The organism is Pseudomonas rhizoryzae (assembly GCF_005250615.1).
Lineage (GTDB): Bacteria > Pseudomonadota > Gammaproteobacteria > Pseudomonadales > Pseudomonadaceae > Chryseomonas > Chryseomonas rhizoryzae.
The window spans coordinates 155,662-172,276 of record NZ_SULM01000013.1 but is presented as its reverse complement, the minus strand read 5'-3'; the positions used below and the strand labels follow the sequence as shown (position 1 = coordinate 172,276).

At 64.8% G+C, this 16,615-nt stretch carries 13 protein-coding genes; all 13 read left to right on the top strand.

Features of this window, described 5'->3' with window-relative positions; translation table 11 throughout:
• On the top strand, positions 1–630 hold a 630-nt coding region (locus tag FAZ11_RS20800; RefSeq protein WP_277751761.1), incomplete at its 5' end, for a flagellin.
• A gap of 72 nt (positions 631–702) precedes the next feature.
• Positions 703–1,107 (top strand): flagellar protein FlaG, encoded by a 405-nt coding sequence (locus FAZ11_RS20795; RefSeq protein WP_081318717.1) that lies wholly within the window; start codon positions 703–705, stop codon positions 1,105–1,107.
• Positions 1,108–1,177: 70 nt separating this feature from the next.
• Entirely contained in the window at positions 1,178–2,620 is a 1,443-nt protein-coding gene (gene fliD, locus FAZ11_RS20790) for a flagellar filament capping protein FliD (protein WP_058773007.1), read from the top strand.
• Positions 2,621–2,714: 94 nt separating this feature from the next.
• Complete coding sequence (gene fliS / locus FAZ11_RS20785; protein ID WP_058761326.1) at positions 2,715–3,095, top strand: flagellar export chaperone FliS; 381 nt, start codon at positions 2,715–2,717, stop codon at positions 3,093–3,095.
• Between the two features lie 14 nt (positions 3,096–3,109).
• Positions 3,110–3,421, top strand: a complete 312-nt coding sequence (locus tag FAZ11_RS20780; protein ID WP_058761325.1) for a flagellar protein FliT — start codon at positions 3,110–3,112, stop codon at positions 3,419–3,421.
• Between the two features lie 160 nt (positions 3,422–3,581).
• Positions 3,582–5,060 (top strand): sigma-54 dependent transcriptional regulator, encoded by a 1,479-nt coding sequence (locus FAZ11_RS20775; RefSeq protein ID WP_058761324.1) that lies wholly within the window; start codon positions 3,582–3,584, stop codon positions 5,058–5,060.
• A 271-nt stretch (positions 5,061–5,331) separates the two neighbouring features.
• A complete protein-coding gene (locus tag FAZ11_RS20770) occupies positions 5,332–6,531 on the top strand; it encodes a sensor histidine kinase (RefSeq protein WP_058761323.1) in 1,200 nt (399 codons plus the stop codon).
• A complete protein-coding gene (locus tag FAZ11_RS20765) occupies positions 6,528–7,904 on the top strand; it encodes a sigma-54-dependent transcriptional regulator (protein ID WP_058773008.1) in 1,377 nt (458 codons plus the stop codon). Before FAZ11_RS20770 ends, FAZ11_RS20765 begins: the two co-directional genes overlap by 4 nt.
• A 252-nt stretch (positions 7,905–8,156) precedes the next feature.
• Positions 8,157–10,241, top strand: a complete 2,085-nt coding sequence (tkt, locus tag FAZ11_RS20760) for a transketolase (protein ID WP_058773009.1) — start codon at positions 8,157–8,159, stop codon at positions 10,239–10,241.
• The gene (locus FAZ11_RS20755; protein ID WP_058773010.1) at positions 10,238–13,057 is read left to right on the top strand and encodes a bifunctional transaldolase/phosoglucose isomerase; all 2,820 of its coding nucleotides are present in this window, start codon (positions 10,238–10,240) and stop codon (positions 13,055–13,057) included. The genes tkt and FAZ11_RS20755 overlap by 4 nt, the downstream gene beginning before the upstream one ends.
• Before the next feature lie 18 nt (positions 13,058–13,075).
• Positions 13,076–14,053, top strand: a complete 978-nt coding sequence (gene gnd / locus FAZ11_RS20750; protein WP_058761319.1) for a phosphogluconate dehydrogenase (NAD(+)-dependent, decarboxylating) — start codon at positions 13,076–13,078, stop codon at positions 14,051–14,053.
• Positions 14,054–14,135: 82 nt separating this feature from the next.
• The gene (gene zwf, locus FAZ11_RS20745; RefSeq protein WP_058761318.1) at positions 14,136–15,692 is read left to right on the top strand and encodes a glucose-6-phosphate dehydrogenase; all 1,557 of its coding nucleotides are present in this window, start codon (positions 14,136–14,138) and stop codon (positions 15,690–15,692) included.
• A complete protein-coding gene (locus tag FAZ11_RS20740) occupies positions 15,674–16,492 on the top strand; it encodes a Cof-type HAD-IIB family hydrolase (RefSeq protein WP_058761317.1) in 819 nt (272 codons plus the stop codon). The genes zwf and FAZ11_RS20740 overlap by 19 nt, the downstream gene beginning before the upstream one ends.
• The last annotated feature ends 123 nt before the right edge of the window (positions 16,493–16,615 follow it).

The following is a 16,615-nucleotide window of genomic DNA, read 5'->3' as shown; positions in this document are numbered from 1 at the left end:
AGCACCAAGGACATGGCCGACCAGATCAACGCCAACGCCGCCAAGCTGGGCGTCACCGCCAACTACGACAGCCAGGCCAAGAAGCTCACCATCACCTCGGCCACCGGCGAGAACGTCACCTTCGGCAGCGACACCGGCAACGCCGCAGGTGCCATCAGTGTCGCCTCGCAGAAGTCCGACGGTACCTACAGCACCGCTGTGGACGTGCGGGCCGGTGGCGGGTCCGCCATGGGCTACGTGAAGCTGGATTCACCGACCACTTTCGCCATGACCGGTGATACCACGGCGATCTTCGGTACCACCAAGTCTGCGCTGAGCAAGGTGTCCGACGTCGACATCTCCACCGCTGACGGTGCGCAGAAAGCCCTGTCGGTGATCGACCAGGCCCTGGCCAACATCGACAGCCAGCGTGCCGATCTCGGTGCGGTACAGAACCGCTTCGACAACACCATCAGCAACCTGACCAACATCTCGGAGAACGCCACCTCCGCCCGTAGCCGCATCAAAGACACCGACTACGCCGCGGAAACCGCGAACCTGTCGAAGAACCAGGTGCTGCAACAGGCCGGTACCGCGATCCTGGCCCAGGCCAAACAATTGCCGCAATCGGTGCTCAGTCTGCTCCAGTAAGACGAAACATCGGTCTAGGCAGGGAGAAGGGGGACGCCCCTTCTCCCTTTAATGCGTTGCGAGGACATTATTATGGACATCGTCAAAACAGCGGGTTTTTCGGCAGTAACCCCCTATGGCGTTCATTCGGGGACTCAGGCTGTAGCATCTGGCTCGGATCCCACTCCGTCGGAGGCTTCGGCTGCCGCCTCGCTCCGGCCGCCGAAGGATCGTCAAGCCGCTACGGCTACGGATACCAAGGTCAAGGCGGAGGAGGGTGGAGATGTCGACGACGCCCTGTCCAAGCTCAAGACCAAATTCCAGGAAGAACATCGCAACCTGGATTTCAGTGTCGATGACTCCACCGGCGAGATGGTGGTGAAAGTACTGGACGGTGAATCCGGCAAGTTGATCCGGCAGATTCCCAGCGAGGAAGTCCTCAAGCTGGCCAAGCAACTGGATGACGTCCGCAGCCTGATGTTCAAGGCCAAGGCCTAGTTGGCGCGGAACTTGTATCGGATAAGCGGGAGTAGGGACGGCGACGTAACGTTGACGGAGGAGAGCTGAAATGGCAGGTATAAGTGGGATTGGCGGTTCGGGACTGGATATCGATTCCATCGTTACCAAGATGGTGGCGGCGGAAAAGGCGCCCAAGATGGATCAGCTCAATAGCACCCAAACCAAGGCGACTGCGCAGCTTACTGCCATAGGTTCCTTGAAGAGTGCCATCAGCGAATTCCAGACCGCGTTGACCACGCTCAACAGCCCTACCAGCTTCCAGGCGCGTGCTGTCACGTTGTCGAAAAGCGACTATCTCACCGCCACGGCCAGCTCCAGCGCCAGCATTGGCAGCTACCAGGTCGAAGTCGGTCGGTTGGCCAGCAGCAGCAAGGTGGCCCTGGCCGCCGTGCCAGCGACTTCTACCTCCAGCTCCGGCACTACCTCTCCTACCACCTTCGGCAAGGGCACGCTGAGCATCAAGGTCGGCAATACCTCCCTTGCCGATATCCAGGTGGATGCCAGCAACAACACCTTGAGTGGCATCCGCGACGCCATCAACAAGGCGGGGCAGAGTCAGGGCCTGAGTGCCAACATCGTCAACGACACCTCTGGCTCCCGCCTGGTGCTCAGCAGCACCAAGACCGGCGACGGCAACGATATCTCGGTATCTGTAAGCGGCGATGATGGCTCGGGCACTCAGAGCCTGACCAAACTGGCCTACCAGGCAAGCGGTAGCGACTCCAGCGATCCCGCTGCTGCGCATACGCTCACCAAGGCCCAGAGCGCCCAGATGACCATCGACGGCCTCAAGATCACCAGCGATTCTAATACCGTAAGCAATGCTGTGGATGGCTTGAGTTTCACCCTGAAGGCCACCACCACGGCGGGCAGCCCCATGACCGTGGGAGTCAGTCAGGACGAGTCCGGCGTCAAGGGCAACATCCAGAAGTTCGTCGACTCGTACAACAAGCTCATGGGCGTGATCAAGACCCAGACCTCGGTGACGACGGTAGGGGAAAACAGCGCCCCTATCGCCGCAGCACTGGTCGGAGATGCCACGGCGCGTGGGCTCACGGCTACCATCCGCAACGAGCTGGGTACGCTGCAGGGAACAGGCTCCGTCAAGGCACTGGCCGACCTGGGCATCACCACCCAGAAGGATGGCACCCTGGCCATCGACGACACCAAGCTCAGCAAGATGGTGAGTTCCAACTTCAGCGACCTGTCCGGCTTCTTCACTGGTGACCAGGGCCTGGCGGCACGCCTCAAGGGCAAGCTCGATCCCTATACCATGACCAATGGGATTCTCGAGCAACGCTCCACCTCCCTGAGCAATACCCTCAAGAGTGTGGATGCCCAGACCACGGCGCTCAACACCCGTATGACGGCGCTCTCGGATCGGCTCTACAAGCAGTACAACACCATGGACCAGCTGTACTCGTCGCTGTCGACCACCGCGTCCTCGCTCTCGCAACAGCTGGCGGCCATGCCGTTCGCCAACAAGAGCTGATCGCCTGGGCTTGGCTAATTAAGTCGAGAAAGTCGTCAAGTTCTGCACAGTGCGACCGATAAAGAAGGTATCGGAAACGCACAGAGGTCGTGACATGAACGCAATGACAGCCATGCGCCAATATCAGCAGGTCGGTCTGCAGGCGCAGGTATTCGAAGCCAGTCCGCATCAGCTGATTCAGATGCTCATGCAGGGTGCGCTGGATCGTCTGGCCAAGGCCCAGGGGGCTTTGGAGCGCGGTTGGTTGCCCGAAAAGGGTGAGCTGATCGGCAAGGCGGTTTCCATCGTCGCGGGTCTCAAGGACGTACTGGATTTCGAGCAGGGCGGTGAAATCGCCGTCAACCTGGATAGACTGTACGACTACATGATTCGTCGCCTCAGCGAAGCCAATCGTGAGAACGATCCTGCTATTCTCGAAGAAGTATCCGGCCTGATCCGCGAGATCAAATCCGGCTGGGATGCCATCGCCCCCTGATCTGGAGTCGACCGATGAACGTCGCCATGCAAAAGACCCCGGTGGAACGCGTCGAGCTCGTCTACGAGCAGATGGCGGCTGCGCTCAAGGCGCGAGACTGGACACGGATCGCCGAACTGGATCTGGATTGCCGGCTGTTCGTCGACGAGGCCCTGTACGCGACCGGTGACGAAGCCCTGGCTCTGCGGGCCAGCCTCGAGCGGCTGCTGACGCTGTATGCCGCCATGCTCGATACCTGCAAGGCAGAGCGGGACGCCGCCGGCCAGGAATTGGCCAAGGTCAACAAGTCCAGCCAGGCCGCGAAGGTCTATCAACTCTTTAGTTGATTATCGTTCCGCTGGCACTGCTTCGAAGTTTCGATAATCCAACGCCATAAAATTGACCCCACCGCACAATTTGTCTTAACTTGCGCAAGATGCCGACCAGTTGGCACTTGGATGCAGGCGACACCTGCGTAGCGAACGACAAGCCGGATGGGGCAGGGACATGTGGCGTGAAACCAAGATCCTTCTGATCGACGATGAAGCCGAACGGCGCCAGGCCGTTTCGATCATTCTCGATTTTCTCGGCGAAGCTCATCTCGCCTGTACCAGTTCCGATTGGCAATCCTCACTGGAAACCCTCGACAGCAGCCGGCAGGTCAGCTGCGTGCTGGTGGGGCGCGTCGATACCCGAGGCAACAGCGTCGAATTGCTCAAGCAAATCGTGGCTTGGGATGAGATGGTGCCCTTGCTACTGTTGGGCGAGACGGCGCAACCGGAGTGGCCGGACGATGTGCGCCGCCGGGTGCTGGTCTCCCTCGAATATCCGCTTGCCTACAACAAGCTGCTCGATTCCCTGCACCGGGCCCAGGTCTATCGCGAGATGTACGACCAGGCCCGCGATCGTGGTCGACAGCGTGAGCCGGAATTGTTCCGCAGCCTGGTGGGTACCAGTCGTGCCATCCAGGGGGTGCGCAAGATGATGCAGCAGGTGGCCGATACCGAGGCCACGGTGCTCATCCTCGGCGAGTCCGGCACCGGCAAGGAGGTGGTAGCGCGCAATCTGCACTTCCACTCCAAGCGCCGCGAAGCGCCCTTCGTGCCGGTCAACTGCGGCGCCATTCCGGCGGAGCTGCTGGAAAGCGAACTGTTCGGCCATGAAAAGGGCGCCTTCACCGGCGCCATCACCAGCCGCGCGGGCCGCTTCGAATTGGCCAACACAGGCACCCTGTTCCTCGACGAGATCGGTGACATGCCGCTACCCATGCAGGTCAAGCTGCTACGGGTGCTGCAGGAGCGGACCTACGAGCGGGTGGGCAGCAACAAGACCCAGACCGTGGACGTGCGCATCATCGCGGCGACCCACAAGAACCTGGAGCAGATGATCGCCGCGGGCACCTTCCGCGAAGACCTCTACTACCGCCTCAACGTCTTTCCCATCGACATGGCGCCCCTGCGCGAGCGTGCCGAGGACATCCCGCTGCTGATCAATGAGTTGATCGCGCGGATGGAGCACGAGAAGCGTGGCTCCATTCGCTTCAACTCGGCGGCCATCATGTCGCTGTGTCGTCACGAATGGCCGGGCAACGTGCGCGAGCTGGCCAACCTGGTGGAGCGCATGGCGATCATGCATCCCTATGGGGTGATCGGCGTGGCCGAGCTGCCGCTCAAGTTCCGCTACGTGGAGGACGAAGCCGATCCCATGGTGGAGTCGCTGCGTGAGGAATTGCAGGAGCGCGAGGCCATGGCCGGGATCGGCACCCTCGAGGTATCGTCCTCGGCGCTGTTGCCCAGCGAAGGCCTGGATCTCAAGGATTACCTGGCCAATCTGGAAAAGAGCTTCATCCAGCAGGCATTGGACGATGCCGGTGGCGTGGTGGCGCGGGCCGCCGAGCGTCTGCGCATCCGCCGGACCACCTTGGTCGAGAAGATGCGCAAGTACGGCATGGGTCGGCGCGACGACGAGTTCGACGAGGATATCTGACGCGAGTCGTAGGTTGGGCTGAGCGTAGCGAAGCCCAACGGTATCCCACTTGGTCAGCCTTGTTGGGCTTCGACGATAATGCCGTCTCAACCCAACCTACGCTGGCTCGAGGTAGGGTGGATGACGGCGCAGCCTCATCCACCTTTGTTTTTGGGGCTCTGCACGTGGAAAACGCTGCGCCGTTTTCCACGCGCCAGCGCCGTTGTGCCAGCCCGGCATGGGTCTTGCTCCAGCCCGGATAATGTCAATTGTCCGTCGCGAGCCCGAGCCGATGCCTGTGCAAGCCCTTTCTCCATCCGTCCCTGCCGAGACCGTCGCGGAGGCTTCCGCCTCGGCGCAGGCCCGCGAAGCCCTGGGACAGATGTCGCGTCAATTGAGCGAGTCCTTCCAACTGCTGGAAGCGCGGATGAATTCCCTGCAGGGCGAGCTGGAATGGGTGTCCGCCCAGCGTCTGCAGGAGCTGGCGGAAAAGGAGCGCCTGGCCAGCCGCCTGCAGAATCTGCTCGATGTGCTGCCCGCCGGGATCGTGGTGGTGGATGGCGGCGGTCGCGTACGAGACGCCAATCCGGTGGCGGTAGCGCTGCTAGGCGAACCGCTGGTGGGCGAGCTGTGGCGCGCGGTGATCGCCCGGGCCTTCGCCCCGCGGCATGATGACGGCCACGAGGTGTCGCTGCGCGACGGTCGGCGTGTCTCCATCGCCACCCGCTCGCTCGACGGTGAACCGGGCCAACTGGTGCTGCTCAACGACCTTACTGAAACCCGTCACCTGCAAGGCGAGCTGGCACGGCATGAGCGACTGTCCGCGCTCGGCCGGACCATGGCCTCGCTCGCTCACCAGATTCGTACGCCGCTGACCGCGGCCTTGCTCTATGCCAGTCATCTGGAGGAGGGCGGGCTGGCGGTGGCGCAGCAGCAGCGTTTCGCCAGTCGCCTGAAGGAGCGGCTGCACGAATTGGAAAATCAGGTGCGCGACATGCTGGTGTTCGCTCGCGGCGAACTGCCGTTGGCGGATCGGCTGACGCCCAGCGCGCTGTTCGCCGCCTTGCGCGAGTCGGCAGCACCTCATCTCGATGGCTGCCAGGTCCGTTGGCAGGACGATGCCGGCAGCGGTCTGCTCGCCTGTAATCGCGACATGCTGGTGGGCGCGGCGCTGAACCTCATCCATAACGCCCTGCAGGCGATGGCGGGTAGCGGTCGACCGGGACAGCTCAAGGTGCATCTCTATCGTCGCGCCGCCGAGCTGCGACTGGCGATCAGCGACACGGGCCCGGGTATCCCCCCGGCGGTCCAGCAGCGCCTGGGTGAGCCCTTCCTCAGTACCAAGACCACCGGCACCGGTCTCGGACTGCCCGTGGCCCTGGCGATGGCCAAGGCCCACGGCGGCCAGCTGACTGTGCGCTCGCGGTTGGGCCGCGGCACCCTGGTGACCTTTATCCTGCCCCTCTTGAAGACCGAGGAGACCCCGGCATGACCCAGCCCATTCTCCTGGTGGAAGACGATCGCGCCCTGCGCGAAGCCCTGGCCGATACCCTCGAACTGGGTGGCTACAGTTACCGCGCCGTGGACAGTGGCGAGGCCGCACTGCTGGCGCTGGCGGAGGAGTCTTTCGCCCTGGTGGTGAGCGACGTCAATATGCCGGGCATCGATGGCCATCAGTTGCTGGCCAGCATCCGCTTGCGCGATCCGGCCTTGCCGGTGCTCTTGATGACCGCCTTCGGCAGTATCGAAAGGGCAGTCGAGGCCATGCGCGCCGGGGCGGCCGACTATTTGGTCAAGCCGTTCGAGCCGCGGGTGCTGCTGGATCTGGTGGCGCGGCTCTGTCCGGCTCCCGGACAGGTGCCAGCCGATCAACCGGTGGCTGTGGCGCCAGTCAGTCGCCAGTTGCTCGCCCTGGCGCGGCGAGTAGCGGCGAGCGATTCCACGGTACTTGTCTCCGGCGAATCCGGTACCGGCAAGGAGGTCCTGGCCCGCTTCATCCACGACCAGTCGGCCCGGGCAAGCGGCCCCTTCGTGGCGGTCAACTGCGCCGCCATTCCCGATAACCTCCTCGAAGCCATCCTGTTCGGCCACGAGAAGGGTGCCTTCACCGGCGCCGTGGCGGCCCAGCCGGGCAAGTTCGAGCTGGCCCAGGGTGGTACCCTGTTGCTAGACGAGATTTCCGAGATGCCCCTGGGCTTGCAGGCCAAGTTGCTGCGGGTGCTGCAGGAGCGTGAAGTCGAGCGGGTGGGCGCACGCAAGTCGCTGGCGCTGGATATCCGGGTGCTGGCCACCACCAACCGCGATCTGGCAGGCGAGGTCGCCGCCGGCCGTTTCCGCGAGGACCTCTACTATCGGTTGTCGGTGTTTCCCTTGGGCTGGCCGCCGCTACGCGAGCGCCCGGACGACATCCTGCCGCTGGCCGAGCGCCTGCTGGCGGCCCATGCCACCCGCCAGGGACGCCCCGTCCCCAGGCTGGGCGGTGCCGCCGAGCGCCTGCTGCGCAGCCATCCCTGGCCCGGCAACGTGCGCGAGCTGGACAACGCCGTGCAACGCGCGCTGATCCTGCAGCAGGGTGCCAGCATCCAGCCGGAGGATTTCTGCCTCGCCGGTCTGCCGGGCCTGGGCGCCCTTGCTCCCGCCGTCTCCCTGGCGGAACCGCTACCCGTCGTGGAGGAGGGGCGTGGCCTGGACGAGGATCTGCGCGAGCGAGAATTCCAGCTCATCCTGGAGACCCTCAGGGCGGAGCAGGGGCGGCGTAAGGAGACCGCCGAGCGCCTTGGCATCAGTGCCCGCACCCTCAGGTACAAGCTGGCGCAGATGCGCGATGCAGGGCTCGATCTAGAGCGGCTGCTGCTGGCTGGCTAGACCAGCAAAAATTTTGTTAGCCAACTAACAGAACTTGCGGAACCAACCTGGCACGGCATTGTTCTAGAGAAGGACTCGCGCGTGCGGCAAGAGGTCGCGGCAGGATATTCCGCCCCCTCTACCGTGACGAGCAGGGCTCGTCGAGTGCGCGATGCTTACCTTTTCGGTGCTGCTCCCGGTGTCAACGGTTGCAAGGACGGTCGGACCGTTTTCGTCGCGGGTGGCGCGCCTGCCAGCACGAGGACGCTTGCCATGGGTTCCACCGCACCTTCCAGTTCCAATGCCGACCAACTGACCATCAATACCATCCGTACCCTGTCCATGGACGCGGTACAGAAGGCCAACTCCGGGCATCCCGGTACGCCGATGGCCCTGGCTCCGGTCGGTCATACGCTGTGGAGTCGCTTCCTGCGCTACCACCCCGAGCATCCGGACTGGCCCAACCGCGATCGTTTCGTGCTCTCGGTCGGCCACGCCTCCATGCTGCTCTATTCGCTGCTGCACCTGGCGGGGGTAAAGGAAATCGACGAGCACGGTACCGCCACCGGTAAGGAAGCGGTCAGCCTCGACGACATCAAGCAATTCCGTCAGCTGGACTCCAAGACCCCGGGCCATCCCGAATACCGCATGACCACCGGGGTCGAGACCACCACCGGTCCCCTGGGCCAAGGCTGTGGCAACAGCGTCGGCATGGCGCTGGCGCAGAAGTGGCTGGCGGCGCGCTTCAACCGCCCGGGCGTGACCCTGTTCGACTATGACGTCTATGTACTCTGCGGCGACGGCGACATGATGGAGGGCGTTTCCGGCGAGGCCGCTTCCGTGGCCGGTCACCTGGGCCTGGATAACCTCTGCTGGATCTACGACAACAACACCATCAGCATCGAAGGCCACACCGAGCTTGCTTTCAGCGAAGACGTGGCCGAGCGCTTCCGCGGCTATGGCTGGCATACCCTGCACGTCAAGGATGCCAATGATGCCGAGGCTTTGGCCGCCGCCCTGCATCGCTTCAAGGGCAATACCGGCAAGCCGACCCTGATCGTGGTCGACAGCCTCATCGGCTATGGCGCGCCCAACAAGCAGAACACCGCTGCCGCCCACGGCGAGCCGCTGGGCGCGGACGAGATCAAGCTGGCGAAGAAGGCCTACGGCTGGCCCGAGGATGCCGACTTCCTGGTGCCCGAGGAAGCGCGCCACCACCTGCGTGACGCCCTGCTGGAGCGTGCCAGCGGCCTCTACGAAGACTGGAATCGCGCCTTCGACCGCCTGCGCCAGGACGATCCCGCCCGTGCGGACGAACTCCAGCGCATGCGCGCTGGCGAAATGCCGGATGGCTGGGATGCCCAACTGCCCAGCTTCGAGCCCGATGCGAAGGGGGTGGCCTCCCGTGAATCCGGCGGCAAGGCGCTCAATGCCTTCGCCCAGCACATCCCCTGGCTGATCGGGGGCGCTGCGGATCTGGCACCATCCACCAAGACCAACCTCAAGTTCGACGGCGCCGGCAGCTTCTCCGCCCGCGAGTCCTCCGGGCGCAATATGCACTTCGGTATCCGCGAGCACGCCATGGGCTCCATCGCCAACGGCATGGCGCTCTGCTACCTACGCAGCTTCACCGCCACCTTCCTGGTATTCAGCGACTACATGAAGCCGCCGATCCGGCTGGCGTCGATCATGGAGTTGCCGGTGGTCTTCGTCTTCACCCACGACTCCATTGGCGTCGGCGAGGACGGCCCTACCCACCAGCCCATCGAGCACCTGGCCCAACTACGCGCTACCCCGGGTCTGCTGACCCTGCGTCCGGGCGATGCCAACGAAGCGGTGCAGGCCTGGAAGATCGCCCTGCAGCAGACCAATCGACCCTCCTGCATGGTGCTGTCGCGCCAGCCGCTGCCGACCCTGGATCGCAGCAAGTACGCCAGTGCCGAGGGCGTCGCCCAGGGCGCCTATGTGGTCGCCGACGCCGAAGGCGGCAAGCCCCAGGTCATTCTCATGGCCACCGGCAGCGAGCTGGGCCTGGCGATGCAGGCCTATGAGCAGCTCAAGGGTGAAGGGGTGAAGGCGCGGGTCGTCTCCATGCCCTGCTGGGAGCTGTTCGAAGAGCAGGACGAGGCCTACAAGCAGTCCGTGCTGCCTGACGAGGTGCTGGGGCGTGTCGCCATCGAGCAGGCCGGCCCGCTGGGCTGGGAACGTTACATCGGCCGCAAGGGCGCTTCGGTGACCATGAGCACCTTCGGCGCCTCGGCCCCCATCGGCAAGCTGCAGGCCAAATACGGCTACACCGTGGAGAACGTGGTCAAGCTGGCCAAGGAACAGGCACAACGCTCCGGGAGTGCCCAATGAGCAATCCACTCAAACAGCTGACGGAGCAAGGCCAGGCGGTCTGGCTCGACTTCGTCAGCCGCGAGTTTCTCGCCAACGGGGAGCTGCAGACGCTGATCGAGCGGGACGGCCTGACCGGTGTCACCTCCAATCCGTCGATCTTCGAGAAGGCCATGGGGCACGGCAGCGACTACGATGCCAGCCTCGAGGCTTTCCTGGAAAAGGCCGATGCCGAGCCGGTGGACGTCTACGAGCACCTGGCCATCGAAGACATCCAGCAGGCCGCCGACATCCTGCGCCCGGTCTATGACCGGCTCGACGGTCGCGATGGCTACGTGAGCCTGGAAGTCTCGCCCTATCTGGCGCTGGATACCCGCGCCACCTTGGAGGAGGCCCGTCGTCTCTGGCAGGCGGTGGCGCGGCCCAACCTGATGGTCAAGGTGCCCGGCACGCCCGAAGGGGCGGTGGCGATCCGCAAGCTGATCGAAGAGAGGATCAACGTCAACGTGACCCTGCTGTTCGATCGCAACGCCTATATGGCGGTGGCTGAGGCCTATATCTCCGGTCTAGAAGCGCGGCTGCACCGGGGGCAGGACATCTCCCGGCTGGCCAGCGTGGCGAGTTTCTTCATTAGCCGGGTGGATGGCGTGCTGGACAAGCGCATCGACGAGCGCAAGGGCAGTGACGGCGAGTTGGCGGCGCTGCGCGGCAAGATCGCCATCGCCAACGCCAAGCTGGCCTACCAGGACTACCTGCGGCTGATCCAGTCGCCGCGCTGGAAGGTGCTGGAAGCCAAGGGCGCGCGGCCGCAGCGCCTCCTGTGGGCCTCCACCGGCTCCAAGGACCCGGCCTATCCCGATACCCTCTACGTCGATCAACTGATCGGGCCGGATACCGTCAACACCATGCCACCCAAGACCATGGATGCCTTCCGCGACCACGGCACCGTGGCGCCCATGCTGGGCACCGACGTCGAGGCGGCGCAACGGGTGATAGAGGCCACTGCCACGCATGGCCTGGACCTGGATGGCGTCGCCAAGCAACTGGTCAAGGATGGCGCCCGCCAATTCGAGGATGCCGCCGATGCCTTGCTGGGTGCGGTAGGGCAGAAGCGTCTGGATATCTTGGGCGAGCGCCTGAATGGCGCCGACTATCGTCTGCCGGAAGCGCTGCAACAGGCCGTCGACGCCCGTCTCGACGAGGCCCGCCGTGAAGGCTGGTCCCGCCGCCTCTGGCAGGGCGATGCCTCGCTGTGGACCGGGCGCGACGAAGACCAATGGGTGGGCTGGCTGGCCGCCGCCCAGGGCCGCCAGGCCGATCCCGCGGCGCTCACGGCGCTGGCCGAGGCCGTGCGCGGCGAAGGCCTGGATACCGTGGTACTGCTGGGCATGGGCGGCTCCAGCTTGGGGCCGGAGGTGCTGGCCAATACCCTGGGGACCGCTAGCGGCGGTCTCACCCTCAAGGTGCTGGATTCCACCGATCCCGCGCAGATCAGCGCGCTGGAAGAGCAACTGGACCTGAGCAAGACCTTGTTCCTGGTGTCCAGCAAGTCCGGTTCTACGCTGGAGCCGGAAATCCTGCGCGCCTATTTCCATCAAGCCGTGGCGCGGGCGCTGGGTGAGGCCGAGGTACAGCGGCGCTTCGTCGCCATCACCGATCCGGGGTCCAAGCTCGAAGCCAGCGCCACCGCCCAAGGGTATCGCGCCATCTTCCAGGGCGATCCCCATATCGGCGGCCGTTATTCGGTGCTGTCGGTGTTCGGCATGGTGCCGCTGGCCTTGCTCGGGCATTCCGTGGTCGACTTCTTCCAGATCACTCAGCCCATGGTGCTGGCTTGCAGCCCCAGTGCGCCACCGGCCATCAACCCGGGCATCCGCCTGGGCGTGGTGCTGGGCGAGGCGGTACGCGCCGGCCGCGACAAGGTGACCCTGATCGCCTCGCCCGGCGTCGCCAGCCTGGGTGCCTGGTTGGAGCAACTGTTGGCCGAAAGCACCGGCAAGCAGGGCAAGGGCATCATTCCGGTGGACTTAGAGCCGCTCGGCGAGCCGGACGTCTATGGCGCGGATCGGGTGTTCGTCAGCCTGGTGCTGGCCGGCGAGGAAGACGCCGAGCGCGAGGCCCGGCTCCAGGCGTTGGCCGCGGCGGGGCACCCGGTGGTCGACATCCGGCTGGCCCGTGCCGAGCTGATCGGCCAGGAATTCTTCCGCTGGGAAGTGGCTACCGAGGTGGCCGGCGCGGTCATCGGCATCAATCCCTTCGATCAACCCGACGTGGAGGCCAGCAAGGTCAAGACCCGTGCCCTCACCGACGGCTACGAGCGCGAAGGGCGCCTGGCCGGTGACCAGCCGCTGCTGGAGGAGGGCGATCTCGCCCTGTTCGGCGATGCCGACCTGCAAGGGCAGGACACCGCACGGGCCGCCATCAAGGCGCACCTGGCACGCCTGCAGCCGGGTGACTACCTGGCGGTACTGGCTTATCTCGAGCGCAATGCGTTGCATCAGGAAGCCTTAAGCGTCATGCGTGATAGCATTCGCGACAGCAAGCACGTAGCGACCGTCGGTGGCTTCGGCCCGCGTTTTCTGCACTCCACCGGGCAGGCCTACAAGGGCGGCCCCAATTCGGGGGTGTTCATCCAGATTACCGCCGATGCCCAGAACGACCTGGAGATTCCAGGGCGCAGCCTGAGTTTTGGCGTCGTCGAGGCCGCCCAGGCCAAAGGCGACCTCGAGGTGCTGGCCGAACGGGGACGGCGCTACCTGCGTGTGCATATCAAGGGCGGCGACATAGACGCTGGCCTGCAACAAATCGTCGAACTGGTCGAGGCGGCGGTCGCCTGACCTCAAGGAGTCATCAGCATGCAATTGGGAATCATCGGACTGGGCCGCATGGGCGGCAACATCGCACGGCGTTTGATGAAGCATGGGCATGAAGTCGCGGTCTACGACCGCAGTGCCGAAACCGTGGCCGGCCTCGGCAAGGAAGGCGCCATCGCCACCGACGGCCTGGACGGCGTCATCGCCGCCCTGGCGCAGCCCCGCGCCATCTGGGTCATGCTGCCCGCTGGCGAGCCGACCGAGCAGACCATCGCCGAGCTGGCCGACCGCCTGGCTCCCGGCGACGTCATCATCGATGGCGGCAACACCTACTACAAGGACGACATCCGTCGCGCCAAGAGCCTGGCCGAGAAGGGCATCGACTATGTCGACGTCGGCACCTCCGGTGGCGTCTGGGGCCTGGAGCGCGGCTACTGCATGATGATCGGTGGCAAGTCCGAGGCCGTCGAGCGCCTGGAACCCATCTTCGAGGCCCTGGCCCCCGGCTACGGCAGCATCGAGCGCACCAAGGGCCGCAACGCCCCGGACGAGCGTGCCGAGCGCGGCTACATCTTCACCGGCCCGGCCGGCTCCGGGCACTTCGTCAAGATGGTGCACAACGGCATCGAGTACGGCCTAATGCAGGCCTATGCCGAGGGCTTCGACATCCTCAAGATGAAGAACAGCGACAAGCTGCCGGAAGACGAGCGCTTCGATCTGGACCTGGCCGACATCGCCGAAGTCTGGCGCCGTGGCAGCGTGGTGTCCTCCTGGCTGCTGGACCTGACCGCCCAGGCGCTGGCTGGTGACGTCGCCCTGGAGAAATTCTCCGGCTCGGTGGCCGACAGCGGCGAAGGTCGCTGGACCATCGAAGCAGCCATCGAAGAAGCGGTGCCGGTCAACGTGCTGTCCGCCGCCCTCTATGCGCGTTTCCGCTCCCGCCAGCAAGCCACCTATGCCGACAAACTGCTGTCGGCCATGAGATTCGGCTTCGGCGGCCACGTCGAAATCCCGCAATAAAACCCCGGCCGTTCCCCTGTGGAGCGGCCACGGGCCGCGCCCGGGGGACGGCACTCGCCGCCCTCGTGGCTAAGGCCCTGTCATGACCGAGTCTCCTGCCGTCACCCCCGACACCGCTGCTCAAGAGCGGCGTTCCTGCACGAAAGCTCCCACCGCGCCGCCGGCTACGCTCTTTCTGTTCGGTGCCAACGGCGATCTGGTCAAGCGGCTGCTGATCCCCTCGCTGTACAACCTCCTGCGCGATGGGCTACTCGACGACCGTACCCAGATCATCGGCGTCGACCACAACCCCAATACCGACGAAGGCTTCGCCGATCGGCTGGAAGCCTTCATCCGCGACCAGGCCGAAGCCAAGGGCAAATCCCGCGACGAGGCGCTGGACGCCGATCTCTGGGGTCGGCTGCGCGGTCGTATCCGCTACCTGCAAGGCGACTTCCTCGAAGACGCCACCTACCAGGCGGTCGGCGAGCGCATCGCCCAAGCCGACACCGATAACGCCGTCTTCTATCTCGCCACCGCCGCGCGCTTCTTTGGCGACGTCGCCGAGCGTCTGGGTCAGGCCGGACTGCTGGAAGAGCGCGAAGACGCCTATCGCCGGCTGGTGGTGGAAAAACCCTTCGGCGCCGACCTAGCCAGCGCCCAGGCGCTCAACCAGCGCCTGTTGGCGAACATGGATGAAAAGCAGATCTATCGGATCGACCATTACCTGGGCAAGGAGACGGTGCAGAACATCCTGGTCAGCCGGTTCTCCAACGCCCTGTTCGAGTCCTTCTGGAACAACCACTACATCGACCACGTGCAGATCACCGCGGCCGAGACCGTGGGCGTGGAGTCGCGCGGCGACTTCTACGAGAAGACCGGCACCCTGAGGGACATGGTGCCCAACCACCTGTTCCAGCTACTGGCCATGGTCGCCATGGAGCCGCCGGCATCCTTCAACGCCACCTCGGTGCGCGACGAAAAGGCCAAGGTGGTCGGCGCCATCCGCCCCCAGACCACCGAAGAAGCCCTGGCAAATTCGGTCCGCGGGCAATACACCGCCGGCACCCTGAACGGCAAACCGGTGAAGGGCTATCGCGAGGAAGAGCGGGTCGATCCAGAAAGCCAGACCGAGACCTATGTGGCGCTCAAGCTGTTCGTCGATAACTGGCGCTGGGCTGGCGTGCCCTTCTACCTGCGCACCGGCAAGCGGCTCACCGCGCGGGACACCGAGATCGCCATCTGCTTCAAGCACGCGCCCTATGCCCAGTTCCGCGACACCAAGATCGACCGCATGCGGCCCAACTACCTGATCATCCAGATCCAGCCCGACGAAGGTATGTGGTTCGACTTCCACGCCAAGCGCCCCGGGCCCCTGGTGGAACTGGAAAACATCCGCATGGGCTTCGCCTACTCGGATTTCTTCGAGATGCAGCCGTCCACGGGTTACGAAACGCTGATCTATGACTCCCTGATCGGCGACCAGACCCTGTTCCAGCGCGCCGACAACATCGAGAATGGCTGGCGCGCGGTGCAACCCTTCCTCGACGCCTGGAAACAGGGTGGCGAGGTGGAAGGCTATGCCGCGGGGAGTGCCGGTCCTGCCGGCGCCGATGAACTGCTGAAGAAGGACGGCCACTCATGGCATCCGCTGACCTGACCCCCATCGACCTGCTGGTATCGGACATCGACGGTACCCTGGTCCGCGACGACAAGAGTCTGAGTGAAGCAGTGATCGCCGCCGTCGCGCGGCTGCAGGCGGCCGGCAAGGCCATCACCCTGGTCAGCAGCCGCCCGCCGCGGGCGCTGCTGCCGCTGGTGCAGCGGCTGGGCATCCAGCAACCGGTGGCCGGGTTCAACGGCGGCAATCTGGTGCAGGCGGACGGCACCCTGATCCGCGCTCATCGCCTCGCCGAAGACGTCACGCGCCAGGTGCTGGAGCGCCTGGAACGCGAGGCCTTCGAGGTCTGGCTGTTCGCCGACGACCTCTGGCTGACGCGCGATCCACAGGGCCCCTACGTCCCCCGCGAGACGCGGGCACTGGGCTACGGGCCGACTGTGGTGGAGTCCTTCGAACCCTACCTGGATCGGGTCGACAAGATCGTCGCGGCCGGCAGCGATCACGCGGGCCTCGAAGCCCTGGAGGGCGAGCTGGGCGAGCGGCTGGGGGAGGGCGCCACGGTGCTGCGCTCCCAGCTCTATTACCTGGACATCACTCACCCCAAGGCCAACAAGGGCGACGCCCTCATCGAACTGGCCCAGGCCGCCGGCGTACCCGTGGCGCGCACGGCGGCCATCGGCGACGGCAGCAACGACGTGCCCATGTTCCGCCAGGCGGGCCTGGCCATCGCCATGGGCCAGGCCGGGGTGGCCGTCCGCGAAGCCGCCGACCAGGTGACCGCCAGCAACCAGGAGGACGGCGTGGCCGTGGCCATCGATCGGTGGATTCTGGGGAGCTGAGGTGCCTTGCCTGCTGGGCTTCGCGGCGCTCAGCCCAACCTACAGAATTCCCTAGGTTGGGTTGAGGCGGCCCCATCGCCGAAGCCCGACAGCTGCGACATGACTCCAACCTATGCCCCCTGT

Excerpts from the sequence above, each read along its gene's own strand:
- tkt (WP_058773009.1), top strand. The coding sequence starts at position 8,157 with ATGGGTTCCACCGCACCTTCCAGTTCCAATGCCGACCAACTGACCATC.
- zwf (WP_058761318.1), top strand. The coding sequence starts at position 14,136 with ATGACCGAGTCTCCTGCCGTCACCCCCGACACCGCTGCTCAAGAGCGG.
- fliD (WP_058773007.1), top strand. The coding sequence starts at position 1,178 with ATGGCAGGTATAAGTGGGATTGGCGGTTCGGGACTGGATATCGATTCC.
- FAZ11_RS20740 (WP_058761317.1), top strand. The coding sequence starts at position 15,674 with ATGGCATCCGCTGACCTGACCCCCATCGACCTGCTGGTATCGGACATC.
- fliS (WP_058761326.1), top strand. The coding sequence starts at position 2,715 with ATGAACGCAATGACAGCCATGCGCCAATATCAGCAGGTCGGTCTGCAG.
- gnd (WP_058761319.1), top strand. The coding sequence starts at position 13,076 with ATGCAATTGGGAATCATCGGACTGGGCCGCATGGGCGGCAACATCGCA.
- FAZ11_RS20770 (WP_058761323.1), top strand. The coding sequence starts at position 5,332 with ATGCCTGTGCAAGCCCTTTCTCCATCCGTCCCTGCCGAGACCGTCGCG.
- FAZ11_RS20780 (WP_058761325.1), top strand. The coding sequence starts at position 3,110 with ATGAACGTCGCCATGCAAAAGACCCCGGTGGAACGCGTCGAGCTCGTC.
- FAZ11_RS20765 (WP_058773008.1), top strand. The coding sequence starts at position 6,528 with ATGACCCAGCCCATTCTCCTGGTGGAAGACGATCGCGCCCTGCGCGAA.
- FAZ11_RS20755 (WP_058773010.1), top strand. The coding sequence starts at position 10,238 with ATGAGCAATCCACTCAAACAGCTGACGGAGCAAGGCCAGGCGGTCTGG.
- FAZ11_RS20775 (WP_058761324.1), top strand. The coding sequence starts at position 3,582 with ATGTGGCGTGAAACCAAGATCCTTCTGATCGACGATGAAGCCGAACGG.
- FAZ11_RS20795 (WP_081318717.1), top strand. The coding sequence starts at position 703 with ATGGACATCGTCAAAACAGCGGGTTTTTCGGCAGTAACCCCCTATGGC.